This is a genomic window from Streptomyces sp. NBC_01717 (genome assembly GCF_036248255.1).
Classification (GTDB): domain Bacteria; phylum Actinomycetota; class Actinomycetes; order Streptomycetales; family Streptomycetaceae; genus Streptomyces.
The window spans coordinates 130,178-148,184 of record NZ_CP109178.1 but is presented as its reverse complement, the minus strand read 5'-3'; the positions used below and the strand labels follow the sequence as shown (position 1 = coordinate 148,184).

Annotated in this window: 18 protein-coding genes and 3 pseudogenes; 10 read left to right on the top strand and 11 right to left on the bottom strand. The window is 69.1% G+C overall.

Annotated elements, in window-relative coordinates; translation table 11 throughout:
• Positions 1-11: 11 nt before the first annotated feature.
• Both OHB49_RS00670 and OHB49_RS00665 read right to left on the bottom strand, forming a co-directional pair.
• Positions 12-848, bottom strand: coding sequence for a transposase family protein (locus OHB49_RS00670; protein WP_329157007.1), 837 nt, complete (start codon positions 846-848; stop codon positions 12-14).
• A gap of 72 nt (positions 849-920) precedes the next feature.
• A complete protein-coding gene (locus OHB49_RS00665; RefSeq protein ID WP_329157005.1) occupies positions 921-1,424 on the bottom strand; it encodes a hypothetical protein in 504 nt (167 codons plus the stop codon).
• A gap of 421 nt (positions 1,425-1,845) precedes the next feature.
• Between OHB49_RS00665 and OHB49_RS00660 the strand changes: the two genes are divergently transcribed.
• The 4 genes from OHB49_RS00660 (at position 1,846) to OHB49_RS00645 (ending at position 5,197) form a co-directional block, all read left to right on the top strand.
• The gene (locus OHB49_RS00660) at positions 1,846-3,273 is read left to right on the top strand and encodes a serine hydrolase domain-containing protein (protein ID WP_329157003.1); all 1,428 of its coding nucleotides are present in this window, start codon (positions 1,846-1,848) and stop codon (positions 3,271-3,273) included.
• 44 nt (positions 3,274-3,317) lie between these two features.
• Positions 3,318-3,623: a transposase family protein gene (locus OHB49_RS00655; protein WP_329166290.1), complete on the top strand. Its 306-nt coding sequence runs from the start codon at positions 3,318-3,320 to the stop codon at positions 3,621-3,623.
• A 461-nt stretch (positions 3,624-4,084) separates the two neighbouring features.
• Positions 4,085-4,450 (top strand): hypothetical protein, encoded by a 366-nt coding sequence (locus tag OHB49_RS00650; RefSeq protein WP_329157001.1) that lies wholly within the window; start codon positions 4,085-4,087, stop codon positions 4,448-4,450.
• A gap of 192 nt (positions 4,451-4,642) precedes the next feature.
• Positions 4,643-5,197, top strand: coding sequence for a hypothetical protein (locus OHB49_RS00645; RefSeq protein ID WP_329156999.1), 555 nt, complete (start codon positions 4,643-4,645; stop codon positions 5,195-5,197).
• Between the two features lie 133 nt (positions 5,198-5,330).
• Here OHB49_RS00645 and OHB49_RS00640 read toward each other — a convergent pair.
• Positions 5,331-5,579: pseudogene (locus OHB49_RS00640) on the bottom strand (molybdopterin-dependent oxidoreductase); the annotation flags it as partial.
• A 41-nt stretch (positions 5,580-5,620) separates the two neighbouring features.
• Positions 5,621-6,511 carry a S41 family peptidase gene (locus tag OHB49_RS00635; protein ID WP_329156996.1) on the bottom strand — a complete coding sequence of 297 codons (891 nt, stop codon included), beginning with the start codon at positions 6,509-6,511 and terminating at the stop codon, positions 5,621-5,623.
• Between the two features lie 59 nt (positions 6,512-6,570).
• On the opposite strand from OHB49_RS00635, the gene OHB49_RS00630 reads away from it, so the two are divergent.
• Complete coding sequence (locus tag OHB49_RS00630) at positions 6,571-6,789, top strand: hypothetical protein (protein ID WP_329156995.1); 219 nt, start codon at positions 6,571-6,573, stop codon at positions 6,787-6,789.
• Between the two features lie 62 nt (positions 6,790-6,851).
• Here the strand turns inward: OHB49_RS00630 and OHB49_RS45670 are convergent.
• Positions 6,852-7,142, bottom strand: a pseudogene (locus OHB49_RS45670) (transposase domain-containing protein); the annotation flags it as partial.
• Between the two features lie 455 nt (positions 7,143-7,597).
• On the opposite strand from OHB49_RS45670, the gene OHB49_RS00625 reads away from it, so the two are divergent.
• Both OHB49_RS00625 and OHB49_RS00620 read left to right on the top strand, forming a co-directional pair.
• Complete coding sequence (locus OHB49_RS00625; RefSeq protein ID WP_329156994.1) at positions 7,598-8,482, top strand: prohibitin family protein; 885 nt, start codon at positions 7,598-7,600, stop codon at positions 8,480-8,482.
• A gap of 513 nt (positions 8,483-8,995) precedes the next feature.
• A pseudogene (locus OHB49_RS00620) lies at positions 8,996-9,199 on the top strand (hypothetical protein); the annotation flags it as partial.
• A 146-nt stretch (positions 9,200-9,345) separates the two neighbouring features.
• On the opposite strand, the gene OHB49_RS00615 reads toward OHB49_RS00620, so the two are convergent.
• Entirely contained in the window at positions 9,346-10,272 is a 927-nt protein-coding gene (locus tag OHB49_RS00615) for a CU044_5270 family protein (RefSeq protein WP_329156992.1), read from the bottom strand.
• Entirely contained in the window at positions 10,269-10,877 is a 609-nt protein-coding gene (locus tag OHB49_RS00610; protein ID WP_329156990.1) for an RNA polymerase sigma factor, read from the bottom strand. Before OHB49_RS00610 ends, OHB49_RS00615 begins: the two co-directional genes overlap by 4 nt.
• Before the next feature lie 322 nt (positions 10,878-11,199).
• Here OHB49_RS00610 and OHB49_RS00605 point away from each other — a divergent pair, with 322 nt between their 5' ends.
• The 3 genes from OHB49_RS00605 (at position 11,200) to OHB49_RS00595 (ending at position 13,220) form a co-directional block, all read left to right on the top strand.
• Positions 11,200-11,421, top strand: a complete 222-nt coding sequence (locus tag OHB49_RS00605) for a hypothetical protein (RefSeq protein ID WP_329156988.1) — start codon at positions 11,200-11,202, stop codon at positions 11,419-11,421.
• Positions 11,422-11,665: 244 nt separating this feature from the next.
• Positions 11,666-11,908 carry a hypothetical protein gene (locus tag OHB49_RS00600; protein WP_329156987.1) on the top strand — a complete coding sequence of 81 codons (243 nt, stop codon included), beginning with the start codon at positions 11,666-11,668 and terminating at the stop codon, positions 11,906-11,908.
• 286 nt (positions 11,909-12,194) lie between these two features.
• The gene (locus OHB49_RS00595; RefSeq protein ID WP_329156986.1) at positions 12,195-13,220 is read left to right on the top strand and encodes a C40 family peptidase; all 1,026 of its coding nucleotides are present in this window, start codon (positions 12,195-12,197) and stop codon (positions 13,218-13,220) included.
• 610 nt (positions 13,221-13,830) lie between these two features.
• On the opposite strand, the gene OHB49_RS00590 is transcribed toward OHB49_RS00595, so the two are convergent.
• The 4 genes from OHB49_RS00590 to OHB49_RS00575 all read right to left on the bottom strand — a co-directional run bounded on the left by OHB49_RS00590 (position 13,831) and on the right by OHB49_RS00575 (position 17,839).
• Entirely contained in the window at positions 13,831-14,463 is a 633-nt protein-coding gene (locus OHB49_RS00590) for a class F sortase (protein WP_329156984.1), read from the bottom strand.
• 75 nt (positions 14,464-14,538) lie between these two features.
• Entirely contained in the window at positions 14,539-14,958 is a 420-nt protein-coding gene (locus OHB49_RS00585; RefSeq protein ID WP_443079466.1) for a hypothetical protein, read from the bottom strand.
• A 141-nt stretch (positions 14,959-15,099) separates the two neighbouring features.
• Positions 15,100-17,106 carry a sensor histidine kinase gene (locus OHB49_RS00580; protein WP_329156980.1) on the bottom strand — a complete coding sequence of 669 codons (2,007 nt, stop codon included), beginning with the start codon at positions 17,104-17,106 and terminating at the stop codon, positions 15,100-15,102.
• Positions 17,093-17,839 carry a response regulator transcription factor gene (locus OHB49_RS00575; RefSeq protein WP_329156978.1) on the bottom strand — a complete coding sequence of 249 codons (747 nt, stop codon included), beginning with the start codon at positions 17,837-17,839 and terminating at the stop codon, positions 17,093-17,095. The genes OHB49_RS00580 and OHB49_RS00575 overlap by 14 nt, the downstream gene beginning before the upstream one ends.
• Positions 17,840-18,007 lie beyond the last annotated feature (168 nt).

Below are 18,007 nucleotides of genomic sequence, written 5' to 3'. Positions count from 1 at the left end.
GAGATCGTCCGTCACCGTGCCACCTGGTGGTGCGTCAGCACCAGCAGGGCCCGTACCAGCGCGGTCGCGTGCCTCGGGTGCATGCGCACTTTGGTCAGGATCCGGAAGGTCTTCAGGCTCGCGAAGCCGTGCTCGACGGGGGCCCGGAGGCTGCTGATCAGCCGGTTCACAACCTTCTTCGGCGAGAACAGGCGCTTGCCGCCGCTCGCCTTGAACCCGATGATGACCGCCGGCTGTTCCCCGTCGCCGTCGTCCAGGCCGACGAAGCCCAGGTCGGCGACCGCTCCCAGCTCAAACTCGCGCAGCCGCGCGCACAGCTTCTCGTAGCGGGCTGCTGTGATCTCGCTGCACGCGCCGCGGCGGGCCGAGGAGATCCACAGCAGCCGCCCCTTCGCATCGGTCAGGGCGAGGAAGAGCAGGCCGTGCGCCTTGTGCTTGCCCGAGTAGTTCTTCCGGTTCGCCTGACCAGTCCGTCGCCGGGTGCGGATCAGCGTGCCGTCCAGCAGTACCACGCACCCGCTGTCCTTGGCCACCTTCGCCAGCGCGCGGTCCAGGCGCGGGGAGCGGGCGGCCAGCAGGCCGATCACTTCCAGCACCCAGCGCCGCACCGTGGAGGCCGACACGCCGGTGCCGCCGGCCAGGTCGGCCAGCCGCTCGTCGTTGCGCAGGTGGGCGAGCACGATCACGGCGATCCGCCCGTCGTTCAGGGCGCGCCACCGCGAGCGGATCTTCTTGCGGTGGGCGCGGATCAGCGAGGCCACATGGTTGACGGTGGCGCCGGACAGCGGCAGGTGGACGGAGTAGACAAGGCTGATGTCGCCCCCGGCGGGGCTGGTGTTCTTCTTCACACGTTGCCCAACTCCCGCCGGGGGCACACGCGTTACGGCCGGAACCAGCCCTTGCACGAGACAGGTCGCGGGCTACCGGGGCAGGTAGCGCCCGGCGGACGTGCGGGTGATCCAGCCACGCTCGGCCAGCTTGCGCAGCTTCCCGCGCACCGGCTCCACCTTCGCCGGCAGCAGATCCAGCCCCAGCTCGCGGGCCACGTCCTTGGCCTGCAACGGGCCGCCGCCGCCCACGACGACCTCCATGATCGCCCGATAGTCGGCGGGCAGGTCCTCGATCCGGCTCTCGGAGCCGCGCGGGCCGAACAGCAGCTGGCCCGCGGCGCCCGGCGTCGCGCCGGCACTCTGCGCGGGCACGGCCGGGGCACCGCCGGTGGCCTCCTCCAGGGCCTGCTCCCAGGCCGCGGCATCGGGATGCCCCGCGTCGGCATCCTCCTGATACTGCCGGTAGACGATCTCGGCCATCTCCAGCCGGGCCACCTCGGCCTCCACATCGGCCAACTGCTTGCGCAGCCGCTCGGCGCGTTCACTCAGCACGACGCGGCGCTCCAGCAGCCACACCATCAGGTTCTGGACCATGTCCCCTCTCTCGCAAGCCCGCCGTCGCAGCCCTGCTCGCAGGGTAGGGGGACGAGTGCGCAGCGTGCAGGAGATCCAGGAAGACGACCCGGCGCAGAGCGACGGATGATCTCCCCGCCACGATCACCGTGACGAGCTGCGCGAGCACCCCAACGACTACTCACGCCAGGCCGACTGGTGTTGCTGCTTGCCGGCCAGATCAACGGTGGCGCCCACAAGCCCGCACCCGCCGCTCGACCCCTCGTGCGCAGAGCTGTCCGACACCGCCATCGGCCCATGAAGAAAAACCCCATGGAACCGCGATTCGACCTGGTCGTAAAATACCCAGGCTGACAGCCCCTGCTTCATGCACATCGCTGTCCTCGATCCACCTCCGACTCAAGGTCGAACCAGATCCGCGTGCATCTGTCAGGGAGTCAGAATGTCTTCTCAACGCACCCTGCTTCCACGTTCGGCGCCGGCCGCCTCGGGAATCTCGTCCCGTTCGATCTCCGCGATGCTGGACAGGCTCGAAGCGCGATCAGGCGAGAGCCACTCGATTATGGTCGTGCACCGCGGTCACGTCGTGGCCGAAGGCTGGTGGGCGCCGTACTCGGCCGACCGCCCGCACCTTCTCTACTCGCTGACCAAGTCGTTCACGTCGATCGCCGTGGGGCTCGCGGTCGGCGACGGGCTGCTCTCGCTGGACGACCGTGTGGTGGACGTGCTGCCCGACCGCGTCCCGGCCGACGTCTCGGAGCAGGGGCGCCGCATCACCGTTCACCACCTGCTGTCCATGACGTCCGGGCACCCCACCGACAGCCTCGCCGAGGCGTGGGAGCGGGAACCCGACGACTTGGTGAAGGGCTTCTTGAGCCTGCCGTTCGCCGCGGCCGAGGGAACGCGGCACGTCTACGACAACTCGACCACCTACATCCTGGCCCGGATGGTGGAGCGGGTCACGGGCCGCGGTCTTCCGGAGTTCCTCGACGTGCGCCTGTTTACGCCGATGGGCATCGACCACGCCGAGTGGGACCGGGTGGCCAGTGGCGCCGCCTTCGGATTCCACGGACTGCACTTGACGACCGAGGGCGTCGCCGCCTTCGGCGAACTGCTGCGGCGCGGAGGTATGTGGGGCGACCAACAACTCGTCCCACGCGGTTGGGTGGAGCTGGCGACCAGTCGGCACATCGACAGCGAGTGGATCCTGGACGGATCGGACCAGGCGGACTTCTCTTACGGCTACGGCTATCAGTTCTGGATGTCGCGTCACGGCTACCACGGCCATGGCTCCTATGCGCAGCAGTGTGTGGTTGTCCCGTCCCACGATCTCGTCGTCGCCGTGACCGCCCAAGGAGAGTCCCAGGACGTGCTCGACGCAGTTTGGGAGTGCTTGCTGCCCGGCGTGGGTCACGCGGGAAGCACCCAGGACGACGCGATCCTCGCTGATCGGCTGCAGCGACTGTCGCTGCAGCCGGTGCTGGGTTCGGCCGCCCCGGGGCGTGCGGTCAGCGCGAAACTCGACGCCTCGGCCGAGAGGTCGGCCCTGCCCGACGGAACGACGGTCACCGTCGATCCCACCGACGGCGGATGGCTCGTACGGTTCGAGTCGCTCCTCGACGTTGAGGTCGGCCATGGGGACTGGAGGGAAAGCTCCCCGCTCGGCCGACCAGTCGTCGCGGCCGGTGCTTGGCAGGGCAGCACATTCGTCGCCGATCTCTACGTCGTCACCACCCCGCACCGCGTTCGGCTGGTCGTCGACGCCGAGGCGAGGACCGCGGCGGCGACATGGAGCACCGTGCCCCTGACCAGCCCCAGCCTGGAGTTGCACGTGCGGTCGCCACTGATGACACGACCTGACGTCGCGTAGGAGATGGCGGCCGAGCGGGTGTTGCCGAAGGCCGCCACGAGAAGCTGTGCGCCAGGCTGCGGGAGCTTGAGCTGGGGGCGGTCGCCGACCTGGGCTTCGTCGGCCTGGACGACGGCGAGGGGGAACAGCCGGCGGTCATCACCGGGTTCAGGGCGAGCGGCGGCAAGCGCCTGTCCTCGTCGAAGAAGGTCGTGAACCGGCTGATCAGCAGCCTGCGCGCGCCGGTCGAGCACGGTTTCGCGAGCCTGAAGACCTTCCGGATCCTGAGCAAAGTGCGCATGCATCCGCGGCACGCGACCGCGCTGGTGCGGGCCCTGCTGGTGCTGACGCACCATCAGGTGGCGCGGTGACGGATGATCTCCCCGCGACGATCACCGTGATGAGCTGCGCGAGCACCCCAACGACTCGTCACGCCAGGGCCGGTGACCTGCACGAATCACGATGGAACTTCCTCATTGATTTGGGTGGGACAGGATCCGCCAACTCAATCACCAACACCGGTCCACTCATGACGCGAGCCTAGTCAGCCAGGGCTCTCATCCCCAACCGGTTACTCAGCGTGCCCGCACCACGGAAAGTGGGCCAGAACCCGAGTTTTGACAGCGCTGGGGCAGGGGCGGCTACATCGTCATCTGTGCGCGGGCGACGACATGGTAGAGGACGGCCTGCCATCGCGTTTCGTACGGGCGCTGCGCCGCTCAGTCAGCGACCGTTGCGGCGGCCAAGGTATCCGGCGCGGGTATTCTGCTGCGGGAGTTGAGGGTGGCAGGGGCGGGCGGGCGCAGTTTCAGCCGGGGGCAATGTGGTGCGTGTGCTTAAGGCGGTAGTCGCGGTCCTCGCCCTGGTGGCGGTGGCGGCGGGGTGTTCCTCGTCCGAGGGCGAGGACGAGGAGCGGCTGACCGCGCAGCGGGAGAACTACTGCACGCAGCTGGGGGCGTGGCAGAAGGCGCGGAACGCGGCGGCCACGGACACTCCGGAGTCGTCAGGGTACGACGTTGTCGGGGCGGTCACTCAGGACGCCTTCCTCGCGATGCGACCGCTCCGGGATGAGCCTGTCGGCGGAGGCCGCACCTTGGCGGAGGCGACGGTGGCGGCGATGAAGAACAGTGACTCCGAGGCGGAGGGGCGCGTCGTGCAGTACTGCGGAGGTGTCGGCTTCGAGGCGCTGACCCGCTAGTGACCTGAGTCAGAGATTCTCTGGTGCGGGTCTCAGAACGCGTTGCCTTATAGATCATGTTGAGCATCGGTTTGAGTGAGCGGCCACGGTCGGGTGAACGTCAGCCGAGATCGTCATGCGCGATCTTCCATGGGCTGGTGGGAGAGCCCGCTTCGGTGCGGTGAACGGTCCGGAATGTAAAAGGGGGAGCCTATGCGTGGGCTGTGGTGGGTGGCCGGGAGCGGGTGCGTCCTGGCAGCGTTGGGCGTGGGCCTTTTGCTGGGATTCGCGGACGAGGGGCATCCGTTCGGTGACGCGCGGGCCTGCGAAGGGAGCGATGTTCCGCTGCAGCAGGAGCTCGATGTCATACGCCTTGCTCTGCCCGCTGGTGCCGAAAATGTCCACTACGTCACGCACTCTACGGCGGCGGCCGGAGGTGTCCGGCTGGCCGTGGCGTTCCGCAGTACCTCGCAGGCGATGCAAGCGTATTTGCGGGAGAACAAGATCGTGACGGAGGGGCAGCGCAACCTCAACGACGGACGGTTCGAGCTCGGTGACGTCGGTGCCGCCCCGTCGAGTCTCGGGCTGTGTGGGAATGTTGCTCAAATCCAGGCGCCCGCCGTCCTCATCGACAAGCAGCGCGAGGCGCTGGACGGGCAGGAAGAGATCGTCGACATCGCCCTCCAGCTGAACCCCGCCGATATGGCGGGCAGCATCCGACCCACGACGAGCGTCCTTCTCACGGTCACGGAGAGCTCGCGGTCGTGAGGAGAGCCGGCATCGACAAGTACGCCGACGCCCGACCAGCCCGGTTCGTGCCCATCGGGTTGGCCGGGTCGCAGGGCCGCTGCGGTGGCCGCATTATCCGGTCGGCTGGATCGGCAAGTGCGCCCTGATTGCCTCATCCGCCAGGCAGGTGGGGGCCGTCGTTCCTTCTTCCTGGTAGGGGTAGCGCTGCTGTCGCCAGGGGGGCGGCGATGTTGTGGTAGCCGCGTTCTTCCCAGAAGCCGCGCCGGTCAGCTGTCATGTATTCGATGCCGCGGCGCCACTTGGGGCCCTTGTAGCTGAAGAGGTGCGGGGCTATCCGGCGCAGTGGGAAGCCGTGTTCGGCGGTGAGGAGCTCGTAGTTGTGGTGCGTGGCCATGATGCTGAGTCCCAGTCATCCCTGGTTGGTCTGTTACGTCGGAACAGCTACACTGCGCGTCGCAGTGCGTCCTTGTGTGCCGTCTCGAGGGCCTGCTCTGAGGTGGTGGCTAGGTCCGGCATAACGCCCACGCCCTCCCAGTTGGTCCCGGTGACGGTGCTGATCGTCCGGGCGGTCGGCACGGTGACGGTGATGTGTTCCGTCACCGGGTGCCGGGCGGTCGGGTGAGCGCCACCGTGGGTCGTTTCGCCGACGAGAACAGCTCGTCCGTGCGCCTGCAGGGTGTACGCCACGTCCTCCCCGCCCGAGAAGGTGATGGCACTGGTGAGTACGTACACCGGGCGCTCGAGGTAGCGCGGCGCGGGCAGATGCGAGGCGGTCCAGTACTGGCGGGTGGAGCCGGTGGAGCGCTCGTAGATGTCGTTGAGGTGCACCTGGTCGTCGGGGAAGAAGTAGCTGCACCACATGGCGGCGCCCTCGGGTGAGCCACCGCGGCACTCACGCAGATCGAGGATGAGCGCACTGGTGTGGGCGACCAGTTCCATGGCCGCACCGATCGCGCGGGCACCCTCGCCGGCGTCGGCGATCCGCCGGATGTCGAGATGGCCGATGTTGCCCTCGAGGTGCTCGAAGCGGCGGATGCCCTGGTTCTCGGCCCTTAGCAGTGCGAGGAAGGACGCCCGGCCTTCATCCTCGTCCGCCGGATCCGTGGACTGGGGCTCATCCTGCCAGAGCAGCCGCAGATGCTTGTCCGGGCAGACCTCCTGCAGGTGGGCGGTCACGGCCGCGCAGAGTGCGGGGCCGCTCAGCGTGTTGTACGCCCCAGCGGCGAGCCGGCTCCGGATCGCGCCGTTGATCTCCACGGTTCGCTGGGGGAAGACGTATCCGGCCGTGATCCGGTCCAGGGCCAGGCCGACTATCTCTGCGTTGGTAGGCATGGCTGAGAAGCATAAGCCCCTGGCCGCGAAGGGCACCCGAATTAATTCACGGACTGTCAGTGCCCCTTCAGCAGTGTTCATTTCCAGCTTCGGTTGAGGACGAGGGCGGCGCGTGCGATGTCGCCGATCCGGCTGAGGCTGTCCACCAGGCCGCCGCAGACCGTGCCCTGGCCTGGCAGCGCGAAATCTCCACCTTCCACGAGCTGGCTGAACGACGTGGAACCACGGTCGATGACAAACTGCGCCGTGGTTGCCTCACCGACAACGACATCTCCTGACCGGCCAGACGGACAGACGCATCCGCCGTGCGACCGGCCGGCTGCGTGCGCACCTTTTGGAATCATGGTGCCGGTCGACGGCTGCCAGCGGTCGTAGGAAAGAGCCGGGAGTGAGCAGCTCGGCGACCGGCTGCGCGACGGCGTCGAACACATCGGCCAGCACCGCATCGCCCAGGCGCACCGGCGGCCCGGGTGATCGCACCGCTGCCGGGGACTTCCCAGTCGGCATCCCAGCAGCCCAGCCGGTCCAGACCGTCGGAGAGTTCGGTGATGATCTCCTCGTAATCGGCGTCCGCGTACAGGGCCATGCCCATGGCGAAGTGGACCATCACGTGCGGTGGCAGCTTCCCACCGCGTCGCTTGACACCGCGTCAGTGCACGGCCAGCGCCTCTTCGATGGCGTCCCGGGGCACGGCAGCGGCCAGCACCCCCAGCCCGATCCAGTCCGGCAGATGCCCGCTCGGGACCACGCGCTCACCCTGATCCATACTCAGCAAGCTACCGAACCACGGAAGATGACCACACCAGACACCATGATCAACTTAACGTCAGTGGCATTGCGTCAAGGCCGTGACGGGCAAGGTGAAAAGCGGCCCGGCCGCGCTGCGAACGCGCGGCCGGGGTTCGAATCGCGAGGTCTGGAGTGCTGGCTGGTCAACGCCCGCGACGTCAAGAACGTCCCCGGCCGGCCCCGTGCGGAGGTCTTCTTCGCCGGGAACCATTACTGCCCCGCGCTCCGTCATCAGGCTCGTTACGATGCGCTGCGCGCCGCCCGGAGGCGGCGGCGGTCGTTCGGAGGGGGAGAACCGTGTTCGTACTGGCCATCCTGCTGCTCATTGCGGCAGTCGTGCTGTTCGTGGTCGGCCGCGGCCGCACCGGGGGCTGGAAGCTGGGCGCCGCGCTCAGCACTGTCGCCGGCATCCTGGCGGGCGCCTTCGCGTGCTTCTACGTCGTGAGCGCGTACGAGGTAGGGGTCCCGGTGACCCTCGGGAGTGTCGGCACCCCACTGACCTCCGGGGTCCACTTCAAGTCGCCGTTCACCGACGTCACGTCCTTCTCCACCCGCCCGGTGGACCTCGACCTCCACGACAAGGACACGGTCGAGGTCCGCTCCGCGCAGGGAGGTGTGCTGTACGCGGACGTCACGATCAAGTGGGCCGTGGTGCCCTCGAAGGCCGTCGCGCTCTACCGGCTGGCAGGCTCCGAAGAGGCCATCCAGGAGCGGCTGGTGGTGCCGGACAGCCGCGAGATCATCCGCAACGTCTTCGCGAAGCACACCAGCGAGGAGGGCTACGCCTCGGCCCGGGAGCAGATCGGCTCGGAGATCGACACGCTCATCAAGGGTCGCCTGGCCCCGCGCGGCATCGACGTCACGGCCGTCAACCTGCGCAATGTGAAGCCGTCGGACAAGCTGCAGGAGCAGATCGACAAGAAGATCCAGCAGGAGCAGGCCACTGAGCGCGCGACCGAGGGGGCGCGTACGGCCAAGGCGGAGGCGGAGCGCAAGCGGATCGAGGCGGAGGGGATCGCCGGCGCCAACAAGATCATCGAGCGGTCGCTGAGCGACAAGGTGCTCTACAACCAGTGTTTGGACGCCTACAAGGAGGCCGCGAAGTCCCACCCGGTGTACGCGGTGCCCTGTGGCACGGACTCGGGGGGTACGCCGGTCATCGTTGACGGCAGCAAGAGCTAGCGCCGGGACAGCAGCGGTTCGCCCCGTCGCGGCCTTGCGGCCTTCGGCACGGCACTCCCCGGGTTCCCGGCCGGTGCAGTGGCGGCGCCTGCCGTGCGCCGCACCGGACGCCGATTCCCGGCGTGCACACGATGGCTGACCAGGCACTGACCAAGGATGCGGTCCGGCCGCGCGTTCGCAGCGCGGCCGGGCCGCCGCGTTCGACGCGCGCGCCGGTCTCATGCTTCGGGTGAACGCCGTCGCGCGGACGGGCATGCGGGAGCCGGCGTCGGGCGCGGCCGGATCGGCAAGGAACATCAGCAGGACGGCCGTGCTGTCGGCGCCCAGGCCGTACGACAGGACGGTGGGGCGGCTGGGGTGGAGCGTGGCAGGTGTCGCGGGAGCGGTGCGGGCGGGGTGTTGAGGCTCTCCGAACCGAAATTCCCCGCCCGCTGCTCAGGGTGGTCCCCAGACCTGCTCCAGTTCCCCCACGTCCAAGGGCCGTCTCTCGTCCTGTGCCCTCCGCTCCGGCCTCCGAAGCCGCCGAAGTCGCAGGCGCAGAGGAAGCAGGAGCTGCGTATGCAACGACGGCGGCTCCAGGACGCCGGGCGCCGCCGCTTCTTTGCCGGGCAGTCGCGCCGGCCTCGGTCCCGGCAGAACCGCATCGGCAGCGCGGCTGTGCGCCGCGATGCGCGCGCCCTGTCCCGGGTACGGCACTCCAATGCGTGGCTGTGGTGACGATGCAGTGCACCGCCCTCGATGCACTCATGGCCCGGAGGGGCGTTGGCCCTACGGCCAGCCTGACATGGGCACCGCGGGGGCCCCACGGACGGGGTGCGGGTGCACGCACTCCCGTCCGCGGGCCCCGGGCCCCGTCCGGTGGTTCAGTCGATCTTGTCGACCGGGCCGACTTCCAGGTAGGTGGCGCGGGAGTCCGGCATGCCCTTGGCCGTGTCGTACGACTCCAGGAGCTTGCCCGACTCCGAGTCGATCACGAGTCGGGTCGTACGGGGTGGAAATGTGGTCCTCCTGCCTGTGGCCGGGTCCTTCATCCCTCCCGGCCGACGGGTGAACTCCACAGCCGTCCCCTTGCGGCCCTTGGTGTCCTCGACCTGACCGATGAGCTTCACACCCTCGGTCCTTGCCATGATCTTGAAGAGTGCCGCGCGCACCTCCGGGGCGAGCGGGGCGTCCTGGAGCAGGATCGACACCTTGCCGAAGACATCGTCACCGAGCCGCCTCTCCAGCGCGTCCGGGTCCGTCGGCAGGCTCTCCAGCCGCTTCCAGGTGAGGAACTCGTCGCCCACCGGCCAGGCCTTCAACTTGCCGCCGGGGCCCGGCTTCTCGATGCTCCCGTCGGAGTTCCGGAACCAGAGGTGCCCCTCACGGTCGAACCACGAAGTCGACTGACGCTGGCCGTCGTCCTCGTTGTCGACCTCGACGTGCACCTTCCAGTACGGCGCATCCGTCTGCGACGCGCCCGCGGCCGTCGCCGCCACCCTGTTCAGGAACTCCGCCGCGGACGCGGACGCCGGCGGCTTGCTCTCGCCGACCCCGATCACCGGATACGCCACCGCGCCCGCGGCGATCGCCGCGACCGCTGCCGCCGCGACGAGCAGACGCCGGCTGCGGGACTGCTTCCACCGAGGCGCTTGTAGGGGTACGACGACGGGGCCCGCCGAAACCTGGGCGCGGGCCGCTTCCACCACCTGGGCCGAGGGCGGCTCGACGCGTCCCGCCGCGATCAGGTCGTCCGCGCCCGGGAAGTCGAGCACGTCGATGGAGCCGTGGGACTGTGCGTTGTCGGTCATGCCAGGTCTCCAGTCAGCCGGATGCGGGTCTTGGCCGGGGCGAGCGCCGCGTGCGCCCGCAGTCGGCCGCGGGCACGGTGCAGCCGCGAACGTGCGGTGCCCGCGGGGATGCCGACCACCGCGGCCGCCTCCGTCGGGGTGAGCTGCTCCCAGGCGATCAGCAGCAACAACTCCTTTTCGTCGTGGGGCAGTCCGCTGATGGCGCGGCGGAGCTCGGGCGCGAGTGCGGATGCGTCGAGCCGGTCGTCGACGGCTGCCCAGTCCATGACGTCCGCATCGCCGGGCGGCAGCCCCGGACGGTCCTGGGCGAGCCTGCGCCAGTGCGCGGACAGTACGTTCCTGGCCACACCGAACAGCCAGGCACGGGCCGAGCCGCGCGCCGGATCGAAGTTCCGTCTAGCGGCGTACGCCTGGAGCCACAGCTCGGCGAGCAGGTCGTCGGCGGCGACGGGTGCGCGGCGGGCGAAGTAGCCGTGCAGGGCGGTGGAGTGCCGCGTTACCAGCGGCTCGAAAGCGGCCGGGTCGAGCGCGGAGCGCGCCAGCGAGTCGGCGTCCCCCGCCCCGGTCAAGTCCCGGGTGTCCCCAGTGTCCCCGTTCTTGCTCACGGGCCCTCCCTCTCGACCACCGGTCGGCGGTCTCACCCGGTACTTGTCGCCTGAGCGCCGGAGCGTTCGGACTTCTCCCCGCCCGCCCATGCACCGTTTCTCGAGCGGAGCCTGGAATCCCCGCTGAGCCAACAGCGGCCGTATCTCGCTGATCGCTCGGGCGTGTTCCCCGGCGCCTTTGATACTGCGTGGCGAGAGCATGGAGTTGTGGCTGGTGCGCACGCCGTGCTGGACAACGGTACGGACCGTTCTTCTGGACTGCGACGGCCAACGGTGCCGGCGTACGGACTTCACTTCAGCTCCTGCACCGACACCGCGGAGCGTGGCCACTGGTCGGGTTCCGGCGACCAACGTGGCGGTACTGTTCGCAGTCGTTGTCGTCCTGCGGCTGCGCTGTCGGACACAGGCCAGAAGCCGACTGGACGAGAAGTTCACCGTGGTCATCGTGCTGGCCTTCGGGGTGTTGATTGCCCCGACAGGCATTGGTCAGGGAATTCTGAGTGTCCTGCACCAGCTCGTGCAGGGCATCTCGCAGTCCGGCTGAGAAACCACGTGCTGCCGTCTGCTGCGCGATGCGGCGCCCAGGCCGAGGGTGGTCTCGGCGAAGGGCAGACCGAAGGCCCGGCAGCCGTCGGCGTGTCCGACTGTCACCTCAAGGCTGTGATGTCTCAGAAGCCGTATCTCAACCGAACGTGATCGTTTGATTCTTGCTGGTCAGGCATGGTTTCGCTCGACGTGAGGGAGGGGTGCGGCATCTGGTGTCCGCTTCACGGCCGAGGGGGTGCGCGGTGGCGTCGGTGCTGGGAATGCTGAAGGAGCGGGAGACGGTTGCCCGTGTGCGGGTGGAGGGACTGCGGGAGGAAGTCGCCCGCTTGGCTGAGGTGTTGGAGGCCGCCGAGATCGAGCTGGACCGGCGATCGGGGCCGAAGAAGCGGCGGGTGGCCGCCTTGGCGGTGCGGCCGGTCTCGCCATCGGCGCGGTGGCGTTCGAGACGGACCGCCTTGCCCCTGAAGCAGTGTTCGCGCGTCTAGCGAGACTTGTTGCGACTTGCTGGACATCACGGAACGGACCGTCAAGTCGCCGCTACACCCAGTGTGATGTGAGTAAAAGATGTACCTCCTGTGACGAGATTCTTCCCATGAAGATTTGAATGATCACAAGATGGTCACTAGGGTCGGGACTCGAACCTTCGCACGATTGATCACCCGTTCGGGGTGGCGGCGAAGGAACCGCCGAGTCCGTGACGTGCGCGGAGCCGGGGAATTTACATCCCCTCATAGCCCGGTAGGCGGCTCGAGGAAGAAGGAGCCCGCCTACGTGGCGTCCCACCGTCGTCCCAAGCAGCCGAGCCGTACCCGCGTGACCGTGCTCACCGCAACCGCCGCTGCGGCCGTTGCCCTGACCTCCCAGGCCGCCCACGCCGACCCCAAGCCGACCAGGAGCGAGGTCAAGGCGAAGGTCGACAAGCTCTACCACGAGGCGGAGGAGGCCACCGAGCAGCACAGCCTGGCCAAGGAGAAGCAGGAGAAGCTCCAGAAGCAGATCGGCGCGATCCAGGACAAGGTGGCCCGCGGTCAGCAGGAACTCAACAACCTCCGCTCCGGCCTCGGTTCCCTCGCCGCCGCGCAGTACCGCTCCGGAGGCATCGATCCCTCCGTGCAGCTCTTCCTCGCCTCAGACCCGGACAGCTTCCTTGAACAGGCCTCCGCGCTCGATCAGTTGACGGCCAAGCAGGCTGAGTCGCTGGAGAAGATCCAGGAGAAGCAGCGGGCCCTCGCGCAGCAGCGCAAGGAAGCCCAGGACAAGCTGAGCGACCTCGCGGACGTCCGCAAGACGCTCGGCGAGAAGAAGAAGAAACAGCAGGCCAAGCTCGCCGAGGCCCGCGAGGTGCTCAATACTCTCACCGTCGCCGAGCGCAACAAGATGCGCCAGGACGACCTGCGTGCCAGCCGCGCTGCCGGTGACCGGGTCGATCTGGGCAACGAGGTCCCCGCCTCCGCCCTCGGCGCCGCCGCCCTACAGGCCGCCGACACCCGGGTGGGTATGCCGTATGTCCGCTCCGCCACGGGTCCCGGCTCCTTCGACTGCTCGGGCCTGACCCAGTGGGCCTACGCCCAGGCCGGCGCCCAGATCACCCGCACCACGTACACCCAGATCAACCAGGGCACCCGGATCGCGCGCAGCCAGCTGAAGCCGGGCGACCTGGTCTTCTTCAACAACACCACTCACGTGGGCCTCTACGCGGGCAACAACACCGTGCTGCACGCCCCGCACCCGGGCGCCTACGTCCGCTACGAGTCGATGAACACCATCGGCAGCTTCCAGGCCGCGGTGCGCATCTGATCAAGCCCGAACGGGCGAATTCCCGGGCCCCGCACTGACTGTCCGCCCCGCCGGAAACCACAGGTCACCGGCGGGGCGGAGTTCTGTGAATCCCCAGGTCGGTGGACTGTGTGCGGGAACGTTTCGCCAGGGGATCTCTCAGCTGTGGGGGTCTGCTCGCTAGAAGATGCGCTGTTCCCGGATATCGATGTGCGGTTGGAGCGGGTCGACTTCACTGCGGAGACCCTGGTCGTGGTGGCAGTGGCCTGTGGTCCTGCACCGAGATGTACCGGCTGCACAGCTCGTACCCGACGTGGGCAGCCTTCTCGGCCCCAGAGCAGCCCACCGCTCTCAGCGAAGGTGGCCCCGATGGCCTGACCGGCTTGGAGACGCTCGGCGAAGTAGCCCAGGCCACCACCACTGGGTCAGGGTCAGCGGGGTGAGTGAACGCTGTCGCCGCTCCAGCCTCGGTTTGAAGAAGTGGCTCCATGCGGGCGCGCATGCGGGGCGGCTTCTTTGACCGCACGGGTAGGCGGAGGGCAACACGCGTCAAATCAGCGGGAGTTATTCATGGGTAGATGTTGGATGTCGGGAGTCCTTCCATCGGCGTACCAACGGCTGTGGAGGCGCCTCAGCGCAGCGTCGCGTAGACGATGAGGTTGTCCACCGGGTGGCCCTGGGCGTCGAATGCGCCGTCGCAGGTGATGAGGCGGAGGACGCGGTCGTCGGTCGCGCCGTACACCTTCTTCGTGGGGAACGCCTTCTTGCTCACGGATTCCGTGCCGGTGACGGTGAAGTGGGCCACCTGACCTCGCTCGTTGCGGATGACGATGTCCGCGCCCTTGCCGATCTTCTTCAGATCGTGGAAGACGGCCCTGCCGAATCGGGTGTCGTTGTGCCCGATGACCACGGCTGCTCCGCGCTCGCCGGGGATCGCGCCTCCCGTGTACCAGCCTGCTGTCATGCCCTTTTCCGCCGGTGGGACTTCTACGGTGCCGTCCGCATTGAGGCCGAGTCGCATCAGGGAACTCGTCACGCCGATCGAGGGGATGGCCACTTGGGTGGGAGCCGCGGGTTGCTCGGCCCTGGGGGTGACGGAGGAGCCGGACGGTGTGGTGGCGGAGCGGTGCGAGGGGGTGTGGGCTGGTTCCTCCGCGGCGTGGGTGATGCAGCCGGTGAGTGGAGCGAGAGCGAGGACGAGGGCTAGGCAGATGTGAGTCGGGTGTGCGGCGGATCGCCGCAGCCAGTGGTGCGTACGGGGCATGTGGGTTCCAGTGCGGAGAGGAGGTGCGGGAACAGGCAGTGGCGCCGCCCCTGAGGGCGGCGCCACTGCTGGTGGTCAGCTGTTGCGGTGCGCGGCCGCGCGGCGGCGCAGTACGAGGGTGCCCGCGCCCGCCAGGACGAACGCGGCAGCGGCCGAGCCCGCCAGGGCAGTGGTGTTGCCGCTCGTCGTTCCCAACGGGCGCTCGCCCGCGGCCACCGCGCCACGGGGCTCGGCGGAGTCGCGCTTCGAGGGACGGGCCGGGACCGCACTGGGCCGGTCGCCCGCGGCCACGCTGCCACGGGGCGCCGCCGACGGCGCCTCGCCCCGGGTGGGCTTGCTCGCATCGGTTCCCCTGGCGGGCGCCGGGGTCCGCTCGGTGGCGGCCACCGAGGGCTTGGGCTTTGCGTCGGAGGCGACCGATGCGACGGCTGTGGCCGACGGGACGAGTACCGCGCCCGCCGCGACAGCGGTCAGGACGGCGGTCCGCAAGGACATTCGGGGACGGTGGGACATACGTGGCTCCAGTTCCAGCCCGGCTTTGGTGGTGCCTGGACGCCGATTCGCACCAGGCGCCGGACATGCCGTCAGCCTGGCGGGACCTTGTGAAGAAGCTGTCAGAGCGCTGTGGTCATCGCATCAGCCCGGATGACCGGTGGACGATCCCCGACGGTCCGCGCTCTCTGGTCGCCGGCCCGGGACCTGCACCGGCTCGCTTGCTGCCCGGCCTGCCGGCAGCCGTAGCGTGAAGACCGAGCCTTCCCCTTGCGTACTCACCGCGCTCGCGCCGCCACCATGCGCCTCGGCGAGCTTCCTGACGATCGCCAGGCCGAGACCGCTGCCACCGGTGCGGCGGTTCCGGGACTTCTCGGCTCGCCAGAAGCGGTCGAAGACGTACGGGAGGTCCTCGGCCGAGATACCGGTGCCCGTGTCGGCGACGTCCACGACCACCTCGTCATCCGACTCGGTGCCGTACACGCACAGGGTCACACGTCCCCCCGACGGCGTGTGACGCACCGCGTTGGACACGAGGTTGTCGATGGCCTGCCGCAGTCGCACCGGGTCGGCGGTCAGTTCGGGGGGCGGGGATCCGGGCAGCGGCTTGCGCACCACCAGGGTGACACCGGCCGTTTCGGCCCGGGCCCGGTGCGCCGCGGTGATCTGTCCGAGGAGATCGAGGATCCGTACCGGCTCCGGGTGCAGACGCAGCGCGCCCGCGTCGGCCGCGGCCAGGTCCTGGAGGTCGTCGATGATGTGCTGCAGCTGGACCGCTTCCTCCAGGAGCGAGGAGATGAACGCCGGTTCGGGGTCGGCCAGACCGTCCTGTGCGGCCTCCAGCCAGCCGCGGATGTTGCTCAGCGGGGTACGCAGCTCGTGGGCGACATCGCTGACCATCATCTTCCGCTGTTCCTCGAGGCGCGCACGGTGCGCCGTCATGTCGTTGAAGGCCGCGGCCAGGCGCCCGATCTCGTTGTCATCGGCGACCAGTACGGCCGCCGATTCCTCACCGTCCCGCATCCGCTGGGCGGCCCCCGTGAGCGCCCGCAGCGGACGTACGAGCCGGGCCCCGGCCAGCACCGAAGCACCGACGGTGAGGGCGAGGACGAGGGCGGCGACGCCTGCGATCCGAGCAGTGTTCGCCGGGGAGAGGTCGAAACCGGGCACAGTGGCGCCGTTCGCGTCCCCGATGAACAGCAGCGCGGGCGAGGCGACATACGAGCTCAACTGCTCGTGGCGGGCGGTGCCCACGCACGACGCGATGGCCCGGTCGGCGTCACTGCTCCGGACGGCCGGTACGGGTGTGGGGGCGGAGGACCGGCGCACCGGTGCCGCGCTCGGCTCCGGCTTGCTTCCCTGGTCCCAGGAGAGGTCCAGCCGCAGGTGGACGACCGTCCGGCCCTGCCGGTCCAGACAGGCATTGGCCAGCTTGTTGAGCGTGCCGAGCGCCTTCTTCTCGGTCCTGGTGGGCTCGTCCAGTGCGTCGGTGCTGCATCTGGTGCCCAGGATGCGGTCGGGATCGTTGCCCACGATCTGGATGCGAGGGCGCCCGCTCGGCCCCTCGACGACGTCCGAGGCGATCCCTACGTCATTGAGGCACGACACGACTTCGTCGGCGGCGCGGCGCAACCGCGTACGTTCCGCCGCCGGCAGCCGGAACGGCCCGACGGCCCGCGGATCGACGCGGTCCGCCGCTGTGTCGCTCCTACCGGCGGTCTGCGCCGCGAGCGCGGTGTCCACGGACAGCGGGTCGACGATCGCGGAGGCCTGCGTGGGCAACGCCGGCGGCGAGGACCCGGCCGCGGAGTCGGCGATGACCTCCCGGTTCTGGGTGGTCAGCGCGATCCGGCGATCCGACTGACGGGCCAGATCACGCACCGTCGCCCCGACGTCGTCCCATCGGGGGTGGCCCGCCGCGAAGCCGAGCAGTTCGTTGTAGATCCGGGCGTCGGCGGTCAGGTTCTGGCCCTGCTCCTGCTTGATCGCGCCGGAGGTGGTCTGGACGGCGAGCCACGCGGTCGCCGCCACCGAACAGGCCGCCACCAGTACCGATACGGCAAGCAGCCGCCCGAGCAGGCTCTTGCGGAGCGGCAGCCGCTGCGGATCCCACGGCCGGCCACGCCGGTCCTTCCGGCTACGACGAGGCACGCGGCGCCCTCTTGGCGGCCGGGTCGGTCAACTTGTAACCCACACCGAAGACGGTGAGCAGCCGGGTCGGCTTGCGCGGCGCGGGCTCGATCTTCTTGCGCAGGTTCATGATGTGCACGTCGACCGTGCGGTTGCTGATGTACCGGTCGAAGCCGTGCAGTTCCTCCAGGAGCCGCTGTCTGCTGAAGACCCGCTCGGGCTCGGCGGCCATCGCGGCGAGGATACGGAACTCGCCGGGGGTGCACTCCACGTACGCCCCGTCGACCGACACCTCGTACCGGACGGGGTCGACCCGGAGCGCGCCCACGGACAGCATCTCGTCGGTGGCGCCGGTGGCGCCGGTGGCGGGGGGCGCATCCGGTGTCCGGCGGGTGCGGCGCAGGAGCGTACGAACCCGGGCCATCAGCTCACGCGGGCTGTACGGCTTGGTCATGTAGTCGTCGGCGCCGAGGTCGAGGCCGAGCAGCAGATCGTCCTCGGTGGTGCGGGCCGTCAGCATCAGGACGGGCAGTTCCCGGCGCTCGGCACGCAGCACACGCAGCACGTCCAGACCGTCCGCCCGCTCCATCATCACATCGAGAACAAGCAGGTCGGGCTCCTTGTGCCGCACCTCGTCGAGCGCGGCGAGCCCGTCCCCGACGACCGTGACCGCGTGCCCCTCGTGTTCGAGGTAACGGCGTACGAGTTCGGCTTGCTTCTCATCGTCTTCGGCGACTATCACGTTTGCGCACACGAGGTCGATCGTAGGCGAGTGCGGGGTGCGGTCCGGTGGGCGAGCCTGCGCGGGGGATGCCTCCCGCCAGCGGGGTGTTGTCGTGCGGGTCGACGGGGTACTTCTCGGAGGGCAGTAGCCGGACGGTCCCAGCGCGCCCGCCCGCTGACGCTCACCCAGTTGTGCGGC